This window comes from Candidatus Rokuibacteriota bacterium (assembly GCA_030647435.1).
Lineage (GTDB): Bacteria > Methylomirabilota > Methylomirabilia > Rokubacteriales > CSP1-6 > AR37.
Genome location: JAUSJX010000168.1, coordinates 1 through 19638, shown reverse-complemented (window position 1 = coordinate 19638; position 19638 = coordinate 1). Strand labels below are relative to the sequence as shown.

General features: G+C 66.2%; 17 protein-coding genes and 3 pseudogenes. 14 read left to right on the top strand and 6 right to left on the bottom strand.

Annotated elements, in window-relative coordinates; all coding sequences use genetic code 11:
• Window positions 1-267: 267 nt before the first annotated feature.
• From Q7W02_28435 to Q7W02_28395, 9 genes and pseudogenes are all read left to right on the top strand, one after another.
• Window positions 268-458: pseudogene (locus Q7W02_28435) on the top strand (tyrosine-type recombinase/integrase).
• A 266-nt stretch (window positions 459-724) separates the two neighbouring features.
• The gene (locus Q7W02_28430) at window positions 725-1618 is read left to right on the top strand and encodes a DUF4238 domain-containing protein (GenBank protein ID MDO8480053.1); all 894 of its coding nucleotides are present in this window, start codon (window positions 725-727) and stop codon (window positions 1616-1618) included.
• Between the two features lie 677 nt (window positions 1619-2295).
• Window positions 2296-2988 carry a hypothetical protein gene (locus Q7W02_28425; GenBank protein ID MDO8480052.1) on the top strand — a complete coding sequence of 231 codons (693 nt, stop codon included), beginning with the start codon at window positions 2296-2298 and terminating at the stop codon, window positions 2986-2988.
• Between the two features lie 469 nt (window positions 2989-3457).
• Entirely contained in the window at window positions 3458-4318 is an 861-nt protein-coding gene (locus tag Q7W02_28420; GenBank protein MDO8480051.1) for an alpha/beta hydrolase, read from the top strand.
• Window positions 4319-4495: 177 nt separating this feature from the next.
• On the top strand, window positions 4496-4939 hold the full coding sequence (locus tag Q7W02_28415) for an HAD hydrolase-like protein (GenBank protein MDO8480050.1): 444 nt from the start codon (window positions 4496-4498) through the stop codon (window positions 4937-4939).
• A 51-nt stretch (window positions 4940-4990) separates the two neighbouring features.
• Window positions 4991-6484, top strand: a complete 1494-nt coding sequence (locus tag Q7W02_28410) for an IS1182 family transposase (GenBank protein ID MDO8480049.1) — start codon at window positions 4991-4993, stop codon at window positions 6482-6484.
• Between the two features lie 123 nt (window positions 6485-6607).
• Window positions 6608-6835 (top strand): annotated as a pseudogene (locus Q7W02_28405) (HAD-IA family hydrolase).
• A 145-nt stretch (window positions 6836-6980) separates the two neighbouring features.
• Complete coding sequence (locus tag Q7W02_28400; GenBank protein ID MDO8480048.1) at window positions 6981-7652, top strand: alpha/beta hydrolase; 672 nt, start codon at window positions 6981-6983, stop codon at window positions 7650-7652.
• 252 nt (window positions 7653-7904) lie between these two features.
• Window positions 7905-8204: a hypothetical protein gene (locus Q7W02_28395; protein MDO8480047.1), complete on the top strand. Its 300-nt coding sequence runs from the start codon at window positions 7905-7907 to the stop codon at window positions 8202-8204.
• Here the strand turns inward: Q7W02_28395 and Q7W02_28390 are convergent.
• From Q7W02_28390 to Q7W02_28375, 4 genes are read right to left on the bottom strand one after another with little or no spacing between them, the layout of a single operon-like run.
• Window positions 8194-9024, bottom strand: coding sequence for a branched-chain amino acid ABC transporter permease (locus tag Q7W02_28390; GenBank protein ID MDO8480046.1), 831 nt, complete (start codon window positions 9022-9024; stop codon window positions 8194-8196). The genes Q7W02_28395 and Q7W02_28390 overlap by 11 nt on opposite strands.
• Before the next feature lie 41 nt (window positions 9025-9065).
• Window positions 9066-10202, bottom strand: coding sequence for a substrate-binding protein (locus Q7W02_28385; GenBank protein MDO8480045.1), 1137 nt, complete (start codon window positions 10200-10202; stop codon window positions 9066-9068).
• A 59-nt stretch (window positions 10203-10261) separates the two neighbouring features.
• On the bottom strand, window positions 10262-10957 hold the full coding sequence (locus tag Q7W02_28380) for an ABC transporter ATP-binding protein (GenBank protein MDO8480044.1): 696 nt from the start codon (window positions 10955-10957) through the stop codon (window positions 10262-10264).
• Window positions 10954-12741, bottom strand: a complete 1788-nt coding sequence (locus Q7W02_28375) for a branched-chain amino acid ABC transporter ATP-binding protein/permease (protein ID MDO8480043.1) — start codon at window positions 12739-12741, stop codon at window positions 10954-10956. Before Q7W02_28375 ends, Q7W02_28380 begins: the two co-directional genes overlap by 4 nt.
• Before the next feature lie 59 nt (window positions 12742-12800).
• Here Q7W02_28375 and Q7W02_28370 point away from each other — a divergent pair, with 59 nt between their 5' ends.
• The 4 genes from Q7W02_28370 to Q7W02_28355 are packed head-to-tail and all read left to right on the top strand — an operon-like array spanning window position 12801 to window position 16030.
• Window positions 12801-13685 (top strand): nitrilase family protein, encoded by an 885-nt coding sequence (locus tag Q7W02_28370; protein ID MDO8480042.1) that lies wholly within the window; start codon window positions 12801-12803, stop codon window positions 13683-13685.
• The gene (locus Q7W02_28365; protein MDO8480041.1) at window positions 13685-13870 is read left to right on the top strand and encodes a hypothetical protein; all 186 of its coding nucleotides are present in this window, start codon (window positions 13685-13687) and stop codon (window positions 13868-13870) included. Before Q7W02_28370 ends, Q7W02_28365 begins: the two co-directional genes overlap by 1 nt.
• Before the next feature lies 1 nt (window position 13871).
• Complete coding sequence (locus Q7W02_28360) at window positions 13872-15290, top strand: amidase (protein ID MDO8480040.1); 1419 nt, start codon at window positions 13872-13874, stop codon at window positions 15288-15290.
• A gap of 20 nt (window positions 15291-15310) precedes the next feature.
• Complete coding sequence (locus tag Q7W02_28355; GenBank protein ID MDO8480039.1) at window positions 15311-16030, top strand: isochorismatase family protein; 720 nt, start codon at window positions 15311-15313, stop codon at window positions 16028-16030.
• A gap of 247 nt (window positions 16031-16277) precedes the next feature.
• Here Q7W02_28355 and Q7W02_28350 read toward each other — a convergent pair whose 3' ends face one another.
• Window positions 16278-17582 (bottom strand): serine hydrolase domain-containing protein, encoded by a 1305-nt coding sequence (locus Q7W02_28350; protein MDO8480038.1) that lies wholly within the window; start codon window positions 17580-17582, stop codon window positions 16278-16280.
• Between the two features lie 739 nt (window positions 17583-18321).
• Here Q7W02_28350 and Q7W02_28345 point away from each other — a divergent pair.
• Window positions 18322-18531, top strand: coding sequence for a hypothetical protein (locus Q7W02_28345; GenBank protein ID MDO8480037.1), 210 nt, complete (start codon window positions 18322-18324; stop codon window positions 18529-18531).
• 248 nt (window positions 18532-18779) lie between these two features.
• Here the strand turns inward: Q7W02_28345 and Q7W02_28340 are convergent.
• Window positions 18780-18955, bottom strand: a pseudogene (locus tag Q7W02_28340) (tyrosine-type recombinase/integrase).
• Window positions 18956-19638: the final 683 nt, after the last annotated feature.

Below are 19638 nucleotides of genomic sequence, written 5' to 3'. Positions count from 1 at the left end.
CCGCCCGAGCCCCGTATCCCGGCGCCCATACAGCCGCGGCCGCTCCTTGCCACTCCGTCCGCCGCAAGCTATAGTCGGCCCGCGTCCACAGCTAAAGGAGCGCGTCGATATGGCCCGTCCGCGATCGGCGGTATACGCAGTCGAGGGCGAGTCCAGACGCCCCGGGATCCACCTTGATTGGGTCACCGGGCAGCGCCACCGCCACCACCTGCACGAGACCGTCCTGCGGCGCGCACTCAGGCACGCGGCGGTCTGGCAGGGAGGTCTCCCCAAGCGCGCCAGCCCCACACCCTCCGCCACTCGTTCGCGACGCATCCCCTCGAGGACGGCCACGACATCCGCACGCTCCAGGAGCTGCTGGGGCACCGCGACGTCAGCACACCATGATCTACACGCCCGTCAGGAACCGCAGGCCCGCCACCGTCCGGAGCACGGCAGACCGGATGTTCGGCCCATGAGCCGCCTGGCGGCCTTGCGGGGTATATGTAGCCGGATAGGGCGCAGCGCCCTGCAGTCTATCCGGAGCGGCGAGGGTCGCTCCGGACACGGGCAAAGGGCGGCAACGAAAGGGCCGGGCGCTGTTCGACGCGGAAGCCCCCCGAGCGGTAGACGCGGCAGGGGCTCGCAGGGGTTGCCCTATTACGCAGGTCAGCCTATCCAGTGGCCGAATTGTAGTTATGCGTTCTAGCTTCCGCCAGTGAACCAGCCGAAGAACCAGCACTGGGTGCCACAGTTTTACTTGCGGCACTTCGCGACACCGCAGACTCGCGGCATGGATCACGCTAAAGTCTGGGTCTTCTCTAAGGACGAGGCTGACGGCGACGAGACGCTCACCAGCATTCCAAGCATCTGCGCGCAACGATACTTGTACTCGCCTCTGAGTGAGGTGGGACAACGCACCTGGGACCTAGAGAACCAGCTTTCGAGTCTCGAGCACACCCTCGGCGGCCTCTGGCCATCGCTGGCAGCCGACTGTGTCGACCTCAGCGACCCATCCGTTCGCAAAGGAGTGTCTCTCTTCGTTGCGGTCATGCACCTCCGCCATCCCCACACCCTGATAGTAGTTGAGGAGATACACCGGAGCCTCGTGGCCTTCTATGAGGAGATGCCCAGAAGGCCAGACGGGACCCCGGATGTCGACTCTGTAGAGATTGGTGGCGCCATCTACCCGCTCGATGCGAGTCAGTGGCATGCCTATCGTGCCTGGGGAAGGAACGACCATCATCGCTTCTTCACGCACTTGGTCCGATCGGAGGCAGTCCATCTAGCCGAAATACTACTTGAGAAGCGCTGGTCGATGGTTGCCTCGGAACGCGACACCTTCGTTACCACCGACAAGCCGGTGGGCATTCAACACCAGACCGAGACTGTTTTCGGACTTAGGACGCCCGGTGTTATCGTAAGCTTCCCAGTCAGCCCGACAAGGTTGCTGGTCATGGACGACATGCATCATGAACCCGCAAACCAATACTATCCTCTCAAGGCTTCGATGAGTGGCGCGTTCAACCATCACATCTGGCATAACGGAAGCGGCCTCATGATTACGGGCCGTGCGATTTCAGAAGCGCTCGCCGAACTCGTCGGGTGGGCAGATTCGCTGGCCAAGCGCGACGCATAACTTCGCAGTCGAGCGGACGCGCTCCGCGCGCCGCTCACCGCGGCGTTAGATGGCGCAATATTCAGAGAGGTAATGTGTGAGACCACTGTTCAGCATTCACGCGGGCGAGTACCTAGTTGCGTCGGAAATCGAGCGGCGTTTTCGACGAACCAATGTTTGGGTACCGTCCAAAGACATAGGAGTTGACCTTCTCGTCACGGATCGTCGCAGTCGGCGGGCCCTGTCTCTCCAAGTGAAGTTCTCGAAGGACTTCCTCGCGACACACATGGAGCCGGCTTTTCAGAAACAGCTCAGGGCGTGCGGGTGGTGGACTATCGACCGGAGCAAGCTCGCCAAGTCGCCAGCGGACTATTGGGTCTTCGTTCTTCAGGGGTTTGCCAATCGAACCGTTGATTTCGTCATCGTGCCGCCGCGCGAACTGGCAAGACGGCTAACGTCAATCCACGGACGCGACAAAAAGGTCCACACCTACCTTTGGGTCACCGAAGGCCGACGCTGCTGGGAGACTCGCGGCACGCGGAAGACAGATCAGCTTCTTCTTGCCCACGGAGAGTACGTCAATCGGAAGAGAGACTTCACCCCATGGCTCAACAACTGGACCCCAATTTTGCGCCTAAATCGAGGTTAGCGGCGCGCCGCTCAATTGGAGCCTTAGACCTCACGACCAGAGGGAGGCAATGGCGAAGAACCTGACGGCAGACGAAGTTCGTGAGGAACACCTAGCCTCAATGGGGCCACGCCTCGGATCCGTCTACAATGCTCTCTGGAACGAGGTCGCGTGGCTTCATGCGAAGTGGCACGAATACAAGGAGCTCTACGGCAAGACACCAGCGAGAGTAGAGCTGCTCAACCGTACCGCCGGCCTTTTCTTCCGAATGGTTCGGGACACCTTTTGGGAAGATACACTGCTGCACTTGGCACGACTCACCGACCCGCCACGCTCGGCAGGCAGAGAGAACCTCACGCTGTCGCGGTTGCCCTCTTTAGTCGACGACCCAGGCCTGCGCAAGCAACTGGAGGAGCTACTGAGCGAAGCGCGGTCGAAGACACAGTTTGCCCGCGACTGGCGCAACCGGCATATCGCACATCGGGATCTCGCCAACGCTCTTCGCAAAGGCGCCAAGCCGTTGGCGAGCGCCAGCCGAAACCATGTGGACGAGGCGCTGCGGGCCCTGGCCGCTGTTCTGAGCCGGGTAGACAGTTTCTATCTCAAGCAGACCCTGACATTCGATGTGATAGCGCCGATGACGGGCGGTGTTGCCCTGCTTTATGTGCTCCGTGACGGGCTCGCTGCCAGAGAAAAGCGCCTGGAGAGGCTTCGAGCTGGTCGGCCAGATCCGGAAGACTTCGGGCCGGAACGTGAGGTCTAACTCCGGCATACACCTGACGGGCTTCGCCCGCAGGTGATGCTGGGCGTTGGACAGACAGCGGCCAATGAACGATGGAGTACTCGCCTGAGGAGCTACGCGAGATTCGGAAGCGTGGAAGATCTGCCACCCGGCTCTACATTCTCACGTCAGCGTTGATCCCGGTCGGCTTCGCGGTGGCTGGCTACGGGCTCCTCGCCGCCACTACCCACGCCCAAACGGTGCTCTGCCTAGTGGGCGCTGCGACCCTCGTCACGCCCGGTCTCCTCGTGGCGATGTTTGCCTGGTGCAGCCCGGCGTGCCGATTCCCGTTGCCGCAGGGCTGGTTCCCGCGATACTGCTATCGATGCAAGGCGCCACTTCGATGACGACGAGCTGTCCAACTTCGCGCTGCAGCGGACCGGGACTCGTGGTGCTCGCCCTGGCCGCTGAGCGTGACCGTTCGGCGGCGGAAGGGCCATGAGGTAATCGCATGCGGGTGCTCGTCAATGGTGTGCGGCTCTTCTTTGATGTTGAGGGCTCCAGCCTGGTGCCCGACGGCCCCGCCATGCGGGAGAAGCCGACGATCGTTCTCCTCCACGGTGGTCCCGGATTTGACCACTCGATCTATAAACCGTCGCTCTCGTCCCTAGCCGATATCGCCCAGGTCGTGTTCGTGGACCAGCGCGGGAACGGCCGGAGCGATCCTGGCCCCCAGGAGAGTTGGACCTTGGCCCAGTGGGGCGACGACGTGCGCGCCTTCTGCGAGGTGCTCGGAATCGTGCGTCCGATCGTCCTGGGCATGTCGTTTGGTGGGACGGTTGCCCTGGCGTATGCCACCCGCCATCCGGCTCACCCCGCCAAGCTGATTCTCGGGAACACCGAGGCCGCCGGCGGGACGTATCGAGAGCGTCGAGTTGCGCTGTTCGAGCGCTTCGGCGGACCGGAGGTCGGCGCCCTGGCCCGCCGGCGGTTCCTCGACGGGCACACTGACGGAGCCACGCTCGAGGCCTGGGTCCGCTTGGCCTTCCCTGTCTACAGTCGGACACCACGCGATCCGGACGTGATCCGACGTGCCGTCCGGCATCCCGAGGTCACGCGTTGGTTCACACGGCCCGGTGGCGAAGGTCACACGTTCAACTTCTTCCAGGCCCTTCCGCAGGTGCAATGTCCGGCCCTCGTGTTAGGCGGGGAGGAAGACCCGATGACGCCGATCGAGTGTCAGGCGGATATCGCCGCGGCTCTGCCGGCGCATTTGGTTCGTTTCGAGCGCTTTCCGGGGTGTGGGCACACAGTACTCGTTGATGCACTCGAGCGCGCCATGGCAGCGATACGGGACTTCATCGTTCACTGAGTTGGCTCAAGGCGGGAAGGAGCGAGAGTCGCATGGGCGCGGCGGGGATAGCGCCCCGCCGAACAGCGCAGTGGAGCGGACCGCTGGCTCGCATTCGCTCGCCGCGGCCGCTCACCGCGAACGTTCGGCAGTCCTGACGGCCACTCGATGCTGATGACACACTTGGAGTGCGACGCGGTGCTGTTTGATCTCGACGGAGTCCTGGTGGACTCGGCCGCGTGCGTGGAGCACCATTGGCGACGGTGGGCAGCGAAAAATCATCTGGATCTGGACGAGATCATGCGCATCGCGCATGGAAGGCCAACGGTGGACACTATTCGCCTCGTTGCGCCGCATCTGCCTGCCGAGGAGGAAGGCGCTCGCCTGGACGCCAACGAGGCGTTCGATACTGATGGTGTGACGGCGGTCGAAGGCGCCGCTCCGCTCGTGCACTCGCTCCCACCGGATGCGTGGGCGATCGCGACTTCGGGAACGAGAAATACCGCCATGACTCGGTTGAGGCACACAAGCTTACCAATGCCCTTGGTCCTCATCACGGCGGATGATGTCAAGCGCGGCAAACCCAACCCAGAGGCCTACTTGCTAGGAGCTTGTCGGAGAATTTCTCTCCGCTCGGACTGAAAACTCTGCTGTAGTGGAATCATGAAAACAACGACGCGAGGCGAGCCCGCGATGTTCGAGCAGACCCCGCTGATCAGCGGGGAGGCACCGGCCGTGCGGCCCGCCACGCCGCCGCGCGGCGGCAGCCCCTCGAAGGTGTTTCGGCCCTGGAGTCCGGAGCAGACGGCCTTGTTGCCGGCCTCCAAGCGGGACTACCTGGGGGACGACCATCTCGCCGTGTTTCTGCTCGATGTGCTGCCGACCCTGACCCTGCAGCCGATCCTCGATGCCTATCCCGAAGATCGGGGGCAGCCCCCGTACGATCCGCGGATGATGACGGCGCTGCTCCTCTACGCCTACAGCCAGGGGCTGACCAGTTCGCGGCAGATCGAGCGGCGGTGCCGGGAGGATCTGGCCTTCATGTACCTCACGGCCGATGCCTGCCCCGACCACGACACGATCTGCACGTTTCGCCGGACGCATCTGACGGCGTTCACGACGCTGTTTCTGGAGACCCTGCGGATCGCCCAGGAAGCCGGGGTGTTGAAGCTGGGGCGCCTGGCGCTCGACGGGACGAAGATCCGGGCCAACGCCTCCAAGCACAAGGCGATGAGCTATGCGCGGATGCCGGAGCGCCAGGCGGTGCTGCAGGCCGAGATCCAGCGGTTGCTGGAGGAGGCGGAGTCGCTCGACCGGGCCGAGGACGCGCAGTACGGGCGTGGGCGGCGGGGGGACGAGTTGCCGGTGGCGCTGCAGGATCCCGCGACGCGGCCGCAGCGGTTGCGCGAGGCCAAAGCCCGGGTCGAGGCCGCGCGCAAGCGGGAGCTGGCGGCGGAGAAGCAGGGCCACGTGGCGCAGATCGAGGCGGCCCAGCAGGCGCTGGAAGCTGAGGCCCGCGCGCACGCCCGTGCGGAAGGGAAGGCGACCCCCGAGGCCGCGCGGCCGGCGCCGAAGGCTCAGCGCAACTTCACGGACCCCGAGTCGCGGATCATGAAGACCGCCGACGGGTTCCAGCAGTGCTACAACGCCCAGGTCGCGGTCACGGTGGGGAGTCAGTTGATCGTGGCCGGGGACGTGGTGCAAGCGCCCAACGACAAGCAACAGCTGCAGCCCATGGTCGACCAGGTGATCGCGAATATCGGCGTGCCGACCGGGATGATCGCGGATAGCGGGTACTTCTCCGAAGCCAACGTGCAGGGCGTGGAAGGGCGAGCCGCCGAGCCGATCGAGGCGTACATCGCCGTGGCGCGGGATCGCCACGGGGCGCCGCCCAGTGGGCCGCCGCGCGGGCGGATTCCGACGGGGCTGAGTGTGGCGGACCGGATGCGCCGGCGACTGCGCACGACGCGCGGCCGGGCGATCTACGCGCAGCGGAAGATCACCGTCGAACCGGTCATCGGCCAGATCAAGGGCCGCGGCTTCCGTCGCTTCTCGTTGCGCGGCGTGGAGGGTGTGAAGGGCGAGTTCCAGCTGGTCTGCGCGGTCCACAATCTCGTCAAACTCTGGCGGACCGGGGCGGACGCGATGCGCCGCTGGCGGCGCGGCCCGCAGTTCGCCTATGCCTGAGCCGGGAGGGACGATCCGTACGCGCTCCGGTTCGACCCGGGGCCCTCGTGATCGCGGACGCCTCATGCCGTCACCGCTGTCCGTCCGGTTCGCGATGATTTCACCGACACGCTCCTAGCCGCAGCGAAACTAGATGTGAGGCCCGAGAAATGCGTAGTCGTCGAGGACGCTCCCGCAGGCATTCGCGCGGCGCATGCGGCTGGAATGCGTGTAGTTGCCGTTGCGGCGACACATTCTCAGGCCGAACTCGGAGAGGCCGACGTTAGGGTCGAGCGTCTGGCGGATATCCAGATTTCACGGAGTGACGTGCGGCCGGGTGGTCGGTTGACTGTGCGTGTAAAGGAGGCATGAGTCTGCTCGGATCGGGTTCGCTGCACAGGATGAGAGCTGCCGAACAACGACATCCAGCCGACGCGCTCGCGCGCGCGGCTGATGCCGACCGGTAGTCGGCAGGTCGCGAAGATCAATGGCAGACCAAAGCCCACGACACCTCGTCTTGCTGCCGGCGATGCTCTGCGATGAAGATCTCTATCGGGCGCAGATCGCTGCCCTCGGGGATTTTGTGGAGTCACTGCCGCTTGTTGTTGCTGAGGCAGACATGGCCGAGAGCGCTGCCGCGGTGCTTCGGCGGGCACCAGCGCGGTTCGTACTTGCTGGTACGTCGTATGGTGCTAGCCTAGCGCTCGAGGTTGCGGTTACAGCTCCAACCCGCGTGCTCGGGCTGTGGCTGATGGGTTGCAACCCGGGACCGCATGGACATCCCGAGGCGGCCAGCCGGCTTGGTGGCCGAGTGGAGGCTGGCGAGTTCGAGGCGGTCGTCGAGGAGTTGGCACAGAGGACAGTGTACGCTCGTGGTCCGAACGGGCCGGTGGCCGGCGCCGCGTTTCGGAGAATGGCCCGGCGACTCGGTCCCGCGGTATTCCTGCAACAGAACGCAACGCTCCTCGGACGGCATGACCGGCGAGGCAATCTGGCGGGCATCGACTGCCCGACACTGTTGATCTGGGGCCGTGAGGATGATTTCGCCGAGATCGCACACGGGTCCCTGATGGCGGCCCGGATGCCGCGAGCCAACCTCGTCGTCCTCGACGACTGCGGCCATTTGCCGCCGATTGAGCAGCCCGCGGCGGTTGCCGACGCTGTCCGTACGTGGTTGCGTCAGGTATAGGCCGTGACGGATCTGTTGCTAACCGTCCGACTCGGCATCAGCGCGCCGAGCCCCATCAAACACGATCGGCTAACCCCACGCTGCGGCGGGACCGGGCGCTCGCGATGCTCGCGCACCGGCGGCCGAGCGTGAACGTTAGGCTCTAAGGGAGACACCGGATCGCTTCGTTGAAACGCCGCTTGTCAGCCTCTCGCGCAGGCGGTCGACTTCGGTGGTTGCGCGGGCTGGATTTGAACCAGCGACCTTTGGGTTATGAGCCTGATTCAGGCCGCGACGCCAGTCAAACTAGAGCGAGAGCGATTGAAACGGCGGGGGCCTATCGGTCGCGACCTGAGGGCGCTCTGTGCAACCGAAGACGAGGTCGAGGTCGTCGAACGTTTCCTAGGGCACGTCTGTGATCCCGATTTTCTCTTCTCCCTGACCCTGGCCCGGCTCGCCGGGATCCGAGATGACGATCCCGACGCGCCGTTCGCGCGCGCCGTTGGAGCGCTGGCGAGCGGCTTCCACTTACCTGCCGATTCGACCCGTAACGGCTCGTCCCTTAGATCGTGATCGTCCGGAACCGAAGGATGATGACGGCGAGGATGACGATGGTGAGACTGCCGAGGACCGGGTTCCCGTAGGAGCTGACCAGCACCTGCGCGCCGCCCAGGACCAGCGCGGCGAGCGCGAGGTTGCCGAGCGACACCCCCGCCACCAGGACGAGCATGAAGGCGTTGATGAGCCAGGGGACGCCGAGGTTGGGGTGCACGCTCACGAGTGGGGTGAGGAGCGCGCCGGCCAGGCTCGCCAGGCCCGCGCCGAGGCAGAAGGTGACGAACCGGACGAGTCGCGTGTTGATGCCGAGCGCCTGCGCCAACTCCTCGTTCATGATCACCGCCTGGGCGACGACCCCGATCTGCGTCCGTTGCATCACGAGCCAGACGAGGACGCCGAGGGCCACCGCGATCAGGAGGAGGACGAGCCGGTACTGGGAGTAGGTCACGCCGGCCACGCTGATCGGCTGCGCGATCGCGCTCTCGGCGAAGTGGATCTCGCGCCCGAAGTAGAGTGTGAGGATCTGCACGACGATGATGTTGAGGCCCCAAGTGGCGAGGATCGTATCGAGCGGCCGCGCGTAGAGCGCGCGCAGGACCCGCCACTCGACCAGCGCCGCGACCGCCACCCCCATGACCGCCGCCAGGAGCAGCGCCGTCCAGGGGTTCCAGCCGGCCCAGGTCGTGAGGACCCCCGCATAGGCACCCATGGCGAGGAACGCCCCGTGGGCGAGGTTGATGATCTTGAGGACCCCGTAGACGACGAGGAGGCCGACCGCCACGATGTACAGCACACCGGCCGTCGTGACGACGTCGAGCAGCTGCGTGGTGTACATGGCGATCGGCCTCCCCCGGGGTCAGCTCTTTCCGTTTCCGTTTACTTGAGGTTCGGGCACTGGTTGCCCGGATCGACGAGCCCGAAGCTCTTGATGATCTTGGTCTTCCCGTCCGCCTGCACCTGGGCGAGGTAGACCGGCAGCGGCGCGTGGTGCTGCTTGTTCATCTGCACCGGTCCCCGCGGCCCCTTGAAGACGATCGTCGGCAGCACCGCCGCTACCTTGTCCGCGTCGGTGCTCTTCGCCTTCTCGACCGCCATGGCGTACGCATGGATGCCGTCGTACTCCGGCTCGGAGAGCGAGTTCGGCGTCTTGAGATTGGTCCCGAACTTCTTCTTCATTGCCTCGAGGAAGGTCTTGTTCTCGGCGTTGTCGATGCCGGTGAAGTAGTCGCCGGTGTAGTAGACCCCCTCGGCCGCGTTGCCGCCCTGCTCGGCCGTCAGCTCGTCGATCGAGAGGCTCCCGACCGGCATCTTCAAGCCGGCCGCCTTGAACTGCTTCATGAAGTCGATGTTCGGCCCGCCGCCCGAGGTGGCGTACATGATGCCGTCCGGGTTGGCCGCGCGGATCTTGCTGATGATCGCCGTCCAGTCGGACTGCTGGAGCGGCTGGTACTCCTCGCCGAGGATCGTGCCGCCCAGTTCCGTGATCGTCTTCTTGGCCGGCTCGATCAACCCGCGCCCGAAGGCGTAGTCGCTGCCGAGCACGAACCACTTCTTGACTTTCTTCTCGTCGGTCATGAACTTCACGAGCGGCGGCACGATCTGCTCGGGCACCCAGGCGTTGACGTAGAGGTACTTCCCGCAGGCACGCCCCTCGTAGAAGGAGGTGTAGATGAAGAGCGTCTTCGCGCGGTCGGCGATCGGGGCGCCCGCGTTGCGCGCCGCGCTCGTCTCCATGGTGATGATCGCGTCGGCCTTGTGCTGCCGGATCGCCGTGTTGAACGCTTTCACGGCACCGGCCGGGCCGCTTTCGTCGTCGAGCGGCATCAGCTTCACCGGCCGCCCCATGATGCCGCCCTTGGCGTTCAGCTCCTCGACCGCCAGTTCCGCCGACTGCACGACGGCCGGCGCCACGACGCTGTTTACGCCGGAGAGGCCGACCGGCACGGCGATGACGATTGGCTGCTTCTCGGCCGACTGCGCCGTGCCACCCGATAGCGTGGCGAGCCCCAGCATCAGTTCCAGGGCCACGAGTGTTCTCGAACTCTTCCGCATGGCTGTTCCCCCTTACGGTTCTAGATGACCAGGTTTCGTTCGACGTGCTCCCGCGCGCCGGCATCGCTGGCGCGCCCGGTCTCGACGACCGTCCCCCCCTTTAGGACGGCATAGCGGTCCGCCAGCGCCAGCGCGAACCCGACGTTCTGCTCCACGAGCACGACCGTGAGGCCGTGCGCCCGCCCCTCCTCCGCCAGGACCTCTGTGAGCCTCGTGATCATGGCGGGTTGAAGCCCTTCGGTGATCTCGTCAACGAGGACCAGACGCGGGCGGGTGAGGAGCGCCCGTCCGATGAGGAGCATCTTCTGCTCCCCCCCCGAGAGCGTCCCCGCGCGCTGTTGCAGCCGCGCCTTCAAGACCGGGAACCAGCGCGCGATCATCTCGAGCCGCGCGTCGAAACTGGCCCCGTCTCGCAGCGCGAGGCGGAGGTTCTCCTCCACCGTCAGGTCCTGGAAGATCGCCTTCTCCTGGGGGACGTAGCTCACCCCGAGGCGCGTGATGCGGTAGGGCGGCCATCCGGTGACGTCCTGCCCGAGAAGCTCCACGCGGCCTTTCTTGGCCGGCAGGAGCCCCATGATCGTCTTGAGGAGCGTCGTCTTCCCCATCCCGTTCTTCCCGAGGATGGCGAAGATCTCTCCGCGCGGGACGTCGAGGGCGACGCCGCGGAGAACCGGCGACTCGCCGTAGCCCCCCTCGAGGGCCTGGATGGCGATCATGGCTTGCCGCCGATGTAGATCGTCCGGACCAGCTCCGAGTCGGCCACCTCCGCGAGCGGGCCATCGAGGAGGATCTTCCCCTGGTGAAGCACCACGAGCCGCGTGCTGATCTCGCGGACGAAGTCGAGGTCGTGCTCGATGAGGAGCAGGCAGAGCCGGTGGCTCCGGGCCAGCTCCCGCAGCACGCTGCCGATCGCCGCCCGCTCGTCGCGCGTGAGCCCCGCCGTCGGCTCGTCGAGGAGGAGCACCGTCGGCTCGAGCGCGAGCACCATCGCAAGCTCCAGGGCCTGCTTCGCCCCGTGCGAGAGGTGGCCGGCCGGCTCGTTCAGGAGCGGCAGGAGCCCCGAGACCTCGACCGCGTGGAGGGCCGGCTCCGGCAGCTCCAGCGTCCGGGAGCGCCGCCAGGGCGACGCCGGCGTCCGGTAGGCGCGCGCCACGCGCAGGCAGTCGAGGACCGTCAGGGCGTCGAAGACGTTCGGCGTCTGGAACTTCCGGCCCACGCCCAGCGCCACGCACTCTTGCGGCGGCAGGCCGTCGATCCGACGGCCGCCCACCCGCACCTCGCCGCTCGACTGCTCGCGGCCGTCCGCGATGCAGCGGAGGAGTGTGGTCTTGCCGGCGCCGTTCGGCCCGACGATCCCCACGACCTCGCCCCGTCTCGCCTCGAGGTTCACCCCTTCGAGCACCTGCAGGCTCCCGAACCGCTTCGACACGCCACGCAACTCGAGGACCGGCCCGTCCTCGCTCGCGGTGGTGGCCGCGCCGTTCGCTCTGGGAAGGGCGCGCAGCGAGGCGGCGTGCACCGCCGGGCGGGCGAGAACCGGCCTCCGCGTCTCCGCGAGCGAACGGACGAGCCGCGACACGCCACTGACGAGCGCCGGCACGAGCCCCTGTGGAAGGTAGACGACGACCAGCACGAACGCGAAGCCGACGAAGAGGAGCCAGACGAAAGGGAGGTTGCCGCCGAGGACCGCCGAGACGTAGTTGATGCCGATCGTGCCGAGGATCGGGCCGACCAGCGTCCCGCGGCCGCCCAGCGCCGTCCAGACGACCATCTCCGTCCCGAAGATGAAGTCGCCGTAGTTGTGAGCCGCGACGGTCCCGAAGAGCACGTAGAAAGCGCCGGCCAGCGCCGCCACCGCGCTGCAGACTGCCATCAGGCCGATCTTAAGGCGCGAGGTCCGGAGCCCCAGGTACCGGCAGCGGTCCTCGTTCTCGCGGATCGCGACCAGGATCCGCCCCGCGTCGCTCGTGACGAGCACGTAGGCGCCGACCGCCACGAGGAGGAGGAGCCCCCCCGAGATCCAGAACCACTGCTCGACCGAAAGGAACGGCGCCGGGATCGGCAGCCCGCTGCTCGACCCCGTGTACGCGCCGCCGGAGAGGATGATCTGCGTGAAGACCACCGGGAGTGCCAGCGTCACGATCGCCGCGTAGATCGGCGACGCGCGGTCGAAGAAGGCGAGCCACCCGACCCCTGCGCCCATCAGCGCCGCCGCCGCCATCGCCACGACGATCGCCCCCGCCGTCGCAAGCGGCCCCTCGATGTAGTAGGCGAGCGCGAGGGCCACCGTGTAGACGCCGATGCCGAAGAACGCCGACTGGCCGAACGTCAGGACGCCCGTATAGCCCCAGAGGAGATCGACCGTGATCGCCGCGATCGCGAAGAAGAACGCCTGGGCGAGGATCTGCTGCGCGTACTCACCGAGAACAAACGGGCTCGCGGCCAGCGCCGCGGCCAGGAGCGTTGTGACGGTGAGTATGCCTTGCCACCGAGCGGCCATCAAAGTGTCCACGGCACTATAACTCCGTTTCGGGCACAATGCGAACGGTGGGGGTGTCTATGAGCGATCGAAAGGGACGCGACGAGGCGGTCGTGAAGATCGCCTGCGTCCAGATGGCGCCGGTCGTCGGAGAGAAGGAGCGGAACGTCCGCCGGAGCGTCGAGCGGATCGAGGAGGCCGTCGGCGCGGGCGCCAGCCTCATCGTGCTGCCCGAGCTGTGCAATTCGGGATACGTGTTCGACTCCCGCGAGGAGGCCTTCGCGCTGGCCGAGGAGATCCCGGACGGCCCCACCTGCCAGGCCTGGATCGAGGTCGCCCGCAAGCACGGTCTCCACCTGGTCGCCGGCATCGCCGAGCGGTACGGGCAGGTCCTCTACAACGCCGCCGTCGTCATCGGGCCATCAGGCTTCGTCGGGAAGTTCCGGAAGAACCACCTCTGGAACGAGGAGAACCTCTTCTTCGAGCCGGGCAACCTCGGCTTCCCCGTCTTCAAGACGCCAATAGGTCGTATCGGGACCTTCATCTGCTACGACGGCTGGTTCCCCGAGAGCTATCGGCTCTGCGCCCTGCAGGGCGCCGATATCGTCTGCATCCCCACCAACTGGGTCCCCATCCCCGGGCAGGCGAAGAACCGAGAGGCGATGGCCAACATCCTCGTCATGGCCGCCGCCCACGTCAACTCCGTCTTCGTCGCCGCCGCCGACCGGGTCGGCACCGAGCGGGAGCAGCCCTTCATCGGCCAGAGCCTCATCGCGTCGTATACGGGCTGGCCCATCGCCGGCCCCGCCAGCCCCGACAAGGAGGAAATTCTCTACGCCGAGGCCAACCTCGCCGACGCCCGCCGCAAGCGCAACTGGACCGAGTACAACCAGGTGCTCCGCGACCGCCGCATCGACGTCTACGATGAGATGCTCGGGGCCAAAACAACCAGGGGGTGGTACTGATGACGTTGCCGCCGCTCAAGCACGTGGCCGAACTGGCCGGCTACCCGCTGCCAGAAGCGGATCTCAAACAGGTCGCGTCGATCCTCGAGGGGATGATGGAGGACATCCAGAAGCTCCGTGATCTGGACTTGCCCGACGACGTCGAGCCGATCCTCACCTTTCACGTCGACCCCTGGGAGGCGTGAGATGAGCGCTGCCGAGTGGCCCTGGCGATCTCTGGCCGACGCCGCGAGCGCCGTCGAGTCGCGGGCCGTCTCGCCCGTTGAGCTGACCCAGGCCTGTCTCGACCGGATCGAGAAGGTCGACCGCGCCGTGCACGCCTTCGTCTCCGTCGATACCGAGGGGGCGCTCGAGGCCGCCCGGGTCGCCGAGCGCAACATATCGGCCGGCCGCTACCGAGGCCCCCTGCACGGCATCCCCATCGGCATCAAGGACAACTACGACACCGTCGGCGTCCCCACCCGCAACGGCTCCCAGGTCTTCATCGACCGGATGCCGTCGTCGGACTCGACGGCCTGGGCGCTCTTGCGCGACGCCGGCGCCGTGCTCCTCGGCAAGACCGTGATGAGCGAGGCCGCCTGGGGCGTCGACTTCCCGCCTGTGCGGAACCCCTGGGACGTGCGGCGCAACCCCGGCCTGTCGTCCGGCGGCTCCGGAGCCGCCGTGGCCGCCGGAATGTGCTTCATGGCCATGGGGTCGGATACTGGCGGGTCCATCCGGATCCCCGCCGGACTCTCGGGCGTCGTCGGGTTGAAGGCCACCTACGGCCGCGTCTCGAAGGCCGGCGTTATGCCCCACACCTGGTCTCTGGACAACGCCGGGCTGTTGACCCGGCGGGTCGAGGACGCCGCGTTGACGCTCCGGGTGATCGCCGGCTTCGACCCGCGCGATCCCGGCTCGGCCGACATGCCCGTCGGCGACTACCTCGCCTCGTTGAAGAAGGGCATCCGCGGCCTGCGCGTCGGCGTGCCGTGCGAGCACTTCTGGGACCGGATGGAGTCTCGCGTCGAGCCTGTCGTCCGCCAGGCCTTGCGCGATCTCGAGGGGGCCGGCGCGCGGGTGAAGGAGGTCTCCATCCCCCACATGGCCGGCGCCCTCGGCGCCATCCTCGTGACCGAGATGGCGTCGGTCACCGCCTGGCACGACACGTATCTGCGGCAGCCCGACCGGCGTGCCCGGTACACCCCAGAGGTGCGCGCCCTCATGGACGCCGGGAAGTTCATCTTCGCTACCGACTTCCTCAAGGCTCAGTGCCTGCGCCGGGTGCTGATCGATGAGGTGCGCGCCGCCTTCGCCGGCGTCGACGTCCTCGCGACGCCGACATTGCCCTTGTGCGGCTGGGAGGTCTCGCAGAGCCACGTCGAGATCGCCGGCCAGCCCGAGCACGTGCTCCACGCTTGCTGGCGTTACACGTACCCCTGGAACCTGACCGGGCTGCCCGCGCTGTCCGTGCCGTGCGGGTTCGCGGACGGGCTCCCCGTCGGCCTGCAGCTCGTCGGGAAGCCATTCGACGAGGCGACCATCTTACGGGTGGGGGAGGCGTATCAGCAGGCCACCCGCTGGCACGAGCAGCATCCGGCCGACCCCGCGCCGGGTGCGGCCTGACCGTTGTTCGAGGAGTCGCAATGTCCGACTGGAAGCTGGACCGGAAGAGCGCGTACGTCCCCGACGTCATCCCAGACAGCGACCTCGCCATGTATCGCAAGGCCGGCTTCGGCCATCCCATCGGCTGGGGCCGCAAGGTCGGCATCGCCGTCGTCGACATGACCCGCGCCTTCACCGAGGACCGGTTCGCGTTGGGGAGCGCGAAGATGGGGCAGGTGGCGCTACGGGGGATTGCGCAGTTGCTCGCGGTGGCCCGGCCGGTCGGGTTGCCAATCTTCTTCACCAAGATGGTGCCGTTCAAGAACCGCACCGAGGCCGGCCGCTGGTTCGACTCCTGCCCCGGCATCTTCGGCCAGGACGACGACCCCGCCGCCCATGAGTCCGTCGAGATCCCGCCCGAGATCGCCCCACGTCCCGACGAGCCCGTGATCGTCAAGGGGAAGCCGAGCGCTTTCTTCGGCACGCAACTCCACAGCATGCTGACCTACCACAACGTCGACACGCTGATCATCACCGGCATGGTCACCTCCGGCTGCGTCCGGGCGACCGTCGACGACGCCTTCTCATACGACTACCGGGTGATCATTCCCGAGGAGTGCGTCGCCGACCGCGCCGAGGTGCCGCACCGGGTGAACCTGTTCGATATGGAGATGATCAGTGCGGATGTGATCGAACTGGAGGAAGTGCTGCGGCATCTGCGCGGGCTGAACCGTGCCGTGTACGCGGAGGCCAGGCTGTAGTGCCGGTCCTCATTGCTTTCTTTGTGATCGCCCAGGGCTCGTCCGTCACATGCGCGCGAAGTGAAGAGTCCGCGCCGCCGGTTCCTTAGGGATTTTGAACTGGTACGGAATCAGCGTGGAAGTTCTCTCGCAGGCGCGCGAAGTCAACCTCGACGCACGTGAGACGAACAACGCCGCGCTTTGTCATGAGGAAGGGAGCGCCGGCCCCGCCTGCGCCGCTCGGGGCCGGCACTCCCGGGCTGAGGGTCTACTCGACGATCGCCTGGTAGACAAGCTGCTTGAAGAGCTTCCGGTAGTACGCTCGTTCCGGGCTCGGCGCTTGGGTCATGAAGATGCCGACCAGCTCCTGCTTCGGATCAACCCAGAAATAGGTGCCGCCGAAGCCAGCCCACATGTACTCGCCGGCCGACCCGGGCGTCCCGGCCACGCCATCCCCTTGCCGGACGGCGAAGCCCAGCCCGAAGGTGTAGCCAAGCGTCCCGAGCAGCAGCTCGCCCGGTGTCGGCGTGGGCGTGACCCCGACGGTGATCCTGGCGAGGTGATCCGAGGTCATGAGTCTCACGGTACTCGGGCTCAGCACCCGCACGCGATCGAGCTGCCCACCATTCAGCAGCATTTGGGAAAAGCGCAGGTAGTCGGCGGCCGTCGACACGCCACCTGCTCCGCCCGAGTCGTTCTTCGGCGGCGCCGTGACGTCGAGGAGCTTGACCGGCCAACCCGGCAGCGCCTGGGCCACCCGTCCGAGCTTGGCCGCGGGAACGAAGAAGCCGGAGTCCGTCATCTTGAGCGGTTGGAACAGGCGCTCCTCGAGGAACCGACCGAGCGTCATCCCGGAGGCCGCCTCGACCACCCGGCCGAGCACGTCCGAGGATAAACTGTACTCCCAGACCGTCCCGGGCTGGTGGGCGAGCGGCGCCTTCGCCAGGCGCTCGACCTGCTCGGCGGGGGTCATATCCCTCGCGTCGAACGGGAAGCCATCCGGCTGATACACTCCGGCCTTCGTGTATGCCTCCTTCACTGGCGCGTTTACCGTGATCTCGCCGTACACCAAGCCGGAGGTGTGCCGGAGCAGGTCCTGAATTGTCATTTCCCGCTCGGCAGGCACCATCGTGTAGGTCACCCGGCCGTTGATCGGGTCGAACTTCAACGCACTCACCTGGAGCTTCGCGAACGGCGGGAGATACTTCGAGACCGGGTCGGTGAGAACGAGCCGCCCCTCCTCCACCAGCACCATCGCCCCCACCGTGACGAGCGGTTTCGTCATCGAGTAGATGCGAAAGATCGCGTCCTTGCCCATCGGAGCACCGGCCGCCTTGTCCCGAGAGCCAAAGCTCTCGAAGTACACGATCCGGCCCTTGCGGGCGACCACGGCGACCGCGCCGGGGAACTTGCCCTTTTCGATCTCGCTCCGCAAGACCGCGCCAATGCGGTCCAGGCGTTCCGAAGAGAGACCCACCTGATCCGGCCGGGCCGAGGGCAACGCCTGCGCCCAGGCCATCGAGGCGGACAGAACGATGAGGGCGGACATAACGAGGCTGACCAGCGTTCTCATAGGGTGCCTCCTCGTGGGGAAAGTTGGGATGGCGGGCATGCTAGGCTTGCGCCTCTCGCTTGTCAATACGCCCAGATCTAGTAGGCGCCTGCGCCTGAGTCCAAAAACCTTCTCAAGGTGCCGAGCGCAAACCCCGCATTTCGATACGTGCCGCGGTTCCGCTTGGTGACGGTCCAGAAAGAAATGATTGTGGACAGCGCCTGACGGTTACGCTGAGCGGCGCGCGAAGCGCGTCCGCTCCAGCGTAGAGTTAGACCTCACGACCTTTGCGTCCCCCACGGCCACGAGTCCCGTCCTTCTGCGCTGCGGCGCCAGAAGTCTTCCTGGCCATAAACGATTCGAACCTTTGCGTTAGAACAAATACGTACTCGCATATAGCGGTTAAGAACTCAAACAAGTCCGTCGCGTCGTCGCGAGATATTCTGTCCTCCGTCGCGTGAGCTGCCACATTTCTGTGCTTGCGGAGTTCGTCTCCCCAATTGAATAGCCGTTCGTCGATTAGTCTGCGGTCCCGAAGCTCCGGTAACGCCTTCGCCAGATGTCGATCCTTTGTTCCAAAGTGGATACACACGGCCTCCAGGGCACGACCGCACATAACGGCGCAAGCGGTATAGGCTGCAGCCTTGTGGCAGCGTTGCGCTTCCTCAAGAGAGATCCGCACGATATCGGGAATCATTGCGTTCGTCTCGCGTTCCGCCCGGGGCCAAACACGCGTGGCCTTACCCCACAGCGATTCGCCGTGATCGCCTTCACCTTGCCAGGTTTCGCGGGCTATGACCGCTTCGTGACACGCGGGACAAACGGCCAACGAGACGCGGTGGTCCGGGAGTTCGATCATGACGCGATCATCGAAGTATTTCGCTTCGTGGGTTGCAAGGACCTCTGCCTTTACGGTGGCGTCGCAGTGGCCGCAGTCAACAGCGACATGAACCTTCCCAGGTGCCCCTGACACTCTGATGCTCCCTCCTAAAGAGGTCTAACTACAATTCGGCCACTGGATAGGCTGACCTGCGTCATAGGGCAACCCCTGCGAGCCCCTGCCGCGTCTACCGGTCGAGGGGCTACCGCGTCGAACAGCGCCCGGCCCTTTCGTTGCCGCCCTTTGCCCGTGTCCGGAGCGACCCTCGCCTCTCCGGATAGGCTGCAGGGCGCTGCAGCCTATCCCGCTGCATATACCCCGCAAGGCCGCCAGGCGGCTCATGGGCCGAACATCCGGTCTGCCGTGCTCCGGACGGTGGCGGGCCTGCGGTTCCGGACGTGCGTGTAGATCATGGTGTGCTGGCGTCGCGGTGCCCCAGCAGCTCCTGGAGCATGCGGATGTCGTGGCCGTCCTCGAGAGGATGCGTCGCGAACGAGTGGCGGAAGGTGTGGGGCTGGCGGCTTGGTGAGACCTCCCTGCCAGACCGCCGCGTGCCTGAGTGCGCGCTGCAGGACGGTCTCGTGCAGGTGGTGGCGGTGGCGCCGCCCGGTGACCCAATCAAGGTGGATCCCGAGGCGCCTGGACTCGCCCTCGACTGCGTATACCGCCGATCGCGGACGGGCCATGCCGACGCACTCCTTTAGCTGTGGACGCGGGCCGACTATAGCTTGCGGCGGAGGGAGTGGCAAGGAGCGGCCGCGGCTGTATGGGCGCCGGGATACGGGGCTCGGGCGGAGGCCTGGTGGAGCGGCTCCACATGGCCGGGCGAAGCTCTCGCGAGGACCGCGGGTCCCACCCGTTGGAGCGACGAAGGCTCTGTCGGGCGAACTGTGGCTTAGGCCGTTACCTCGAAGCGGAAGTCGAGTGACCTGTTTGCCGGCAAGTGGTTGCGGGCCCCCGCAACCAGCAACGACGAGGGGTTAGCGGACGCAGGAGCCGCTAGCCCCTTTCGTTTACCCAGGAATTGCGCCACGTCTTGAGCTGGGCTGACGCGGCGCCTAGCCTCGATTTCCACGGTGCGGGGAAAGACTAACACTGGGGGCCCCCGGGGGCGGAATCACGCGAAGCGGATGCGCAGCGACGTGCCGCCCAGCCACGGCATCGGCGTGGGCTGATCCGCGAGCCGCGAGGCCACCA

What these genes read in the sequence shown, in the direction of transcription:
- Q7W02_28350 (MDO8480038.1), bottom strand. Translation starts at nt 17,582, where the DNA reads ATGAGAACGCTGGTCAGCCTCGTTATGTCCGCCCTCATCGTTCTGTCC.
- Q7W02_28370 (MDO8480042.1), top strand. Translation starts at nt 12,801, where the DNA reads ATGAGCGATCGAAAGGGACGCGACGAGGCGGTCGTGAAGATCGCCTGC.
- Q7W02_28355 (MDO8480039.1), top strand. Translation starts at nt 15,311, where the DNA reads ATGTCCGACTGGAAGCTGGACCGGAAGAGCGCGTACGTCCCCGACGTC.
- Q7W02_28385 (MDO8480045.1), bottom strand. Translation starts at nt 10,202, where the DNA reads ATGCTGGGGCTCGCCACGCTATCGGGTGGCACGGCGCAGTCGGCCGAG.
- Q7W02_28365 (MDO8480041.1), top strand. Translation starts at nt 13,685, where the DNA reads ATGACGTTGCCGCCGCTCAAGCACGTGGCCGAACTGGCCGGCTACCCG.
- Q7W02_28390 (MDO8480046.1), bottom strand. Translation starts at nt 9,024, where the DNA reads ATGTACACCACGCAGCTGCTCGACGTCGTCACGACGGCCGGTGTGCTG.
- Q7W02_28360 (MDO8480040.1), top strand. Translation starts at nt 13,872, where the DNA reads ATGAGCGCTGCCGAGTGGCCCTGGCGATCTCTGGCCGACGCCGCGAGC.
- Q7W02_28420 (MDO8480051.1), top strand. Translation starts at nt 3,458, where the DNA reads ATGCGGGTGCTCGTCAATGGTGTGCGGCTCTTCTTTGATGTTGAGGGC.
- Q7W02_28375 (MDO8480043.1), bottom strand. Translation starts at nt 12,741, where the DNA reads ATGGCCGCTCGGTGGCAAGGCATACTCACCGTCACAACGCTCCTGGCC.
- Q7W02_28395 (MDO8480047.1), top strand. Translation starts at nt 7,905, where the DNA reads ATGAGCCTGATTCAGGCCGCGACGCCAGTCAAACTAGAGCGAGAGCGA.
- Q7W02_28410 (MDO8480049.1), top strand. Translation starts at nt 4,991, where the DNA reads ATGTTCGAGCAGACCCCGCTGATCAGCGGGGAGGCACCGGCCGTGCGG.
- Q7W02_28380 (MDO8480044.1), bottom strand. Translation starts at nt 10,957, where the DNA reads ATGATCGCCATCCAGGCCCTCGAGGGGGGCTACGGCGAGTCGCCGGTT.
- Q7W02_28425 (MDO8480052.1), top strand. Translation starts at nt 2,296, where the DNA reads ATGGCGAAGAACCTGACGGCAGACGAAGTTCGTGAGGAACACCTAGCC.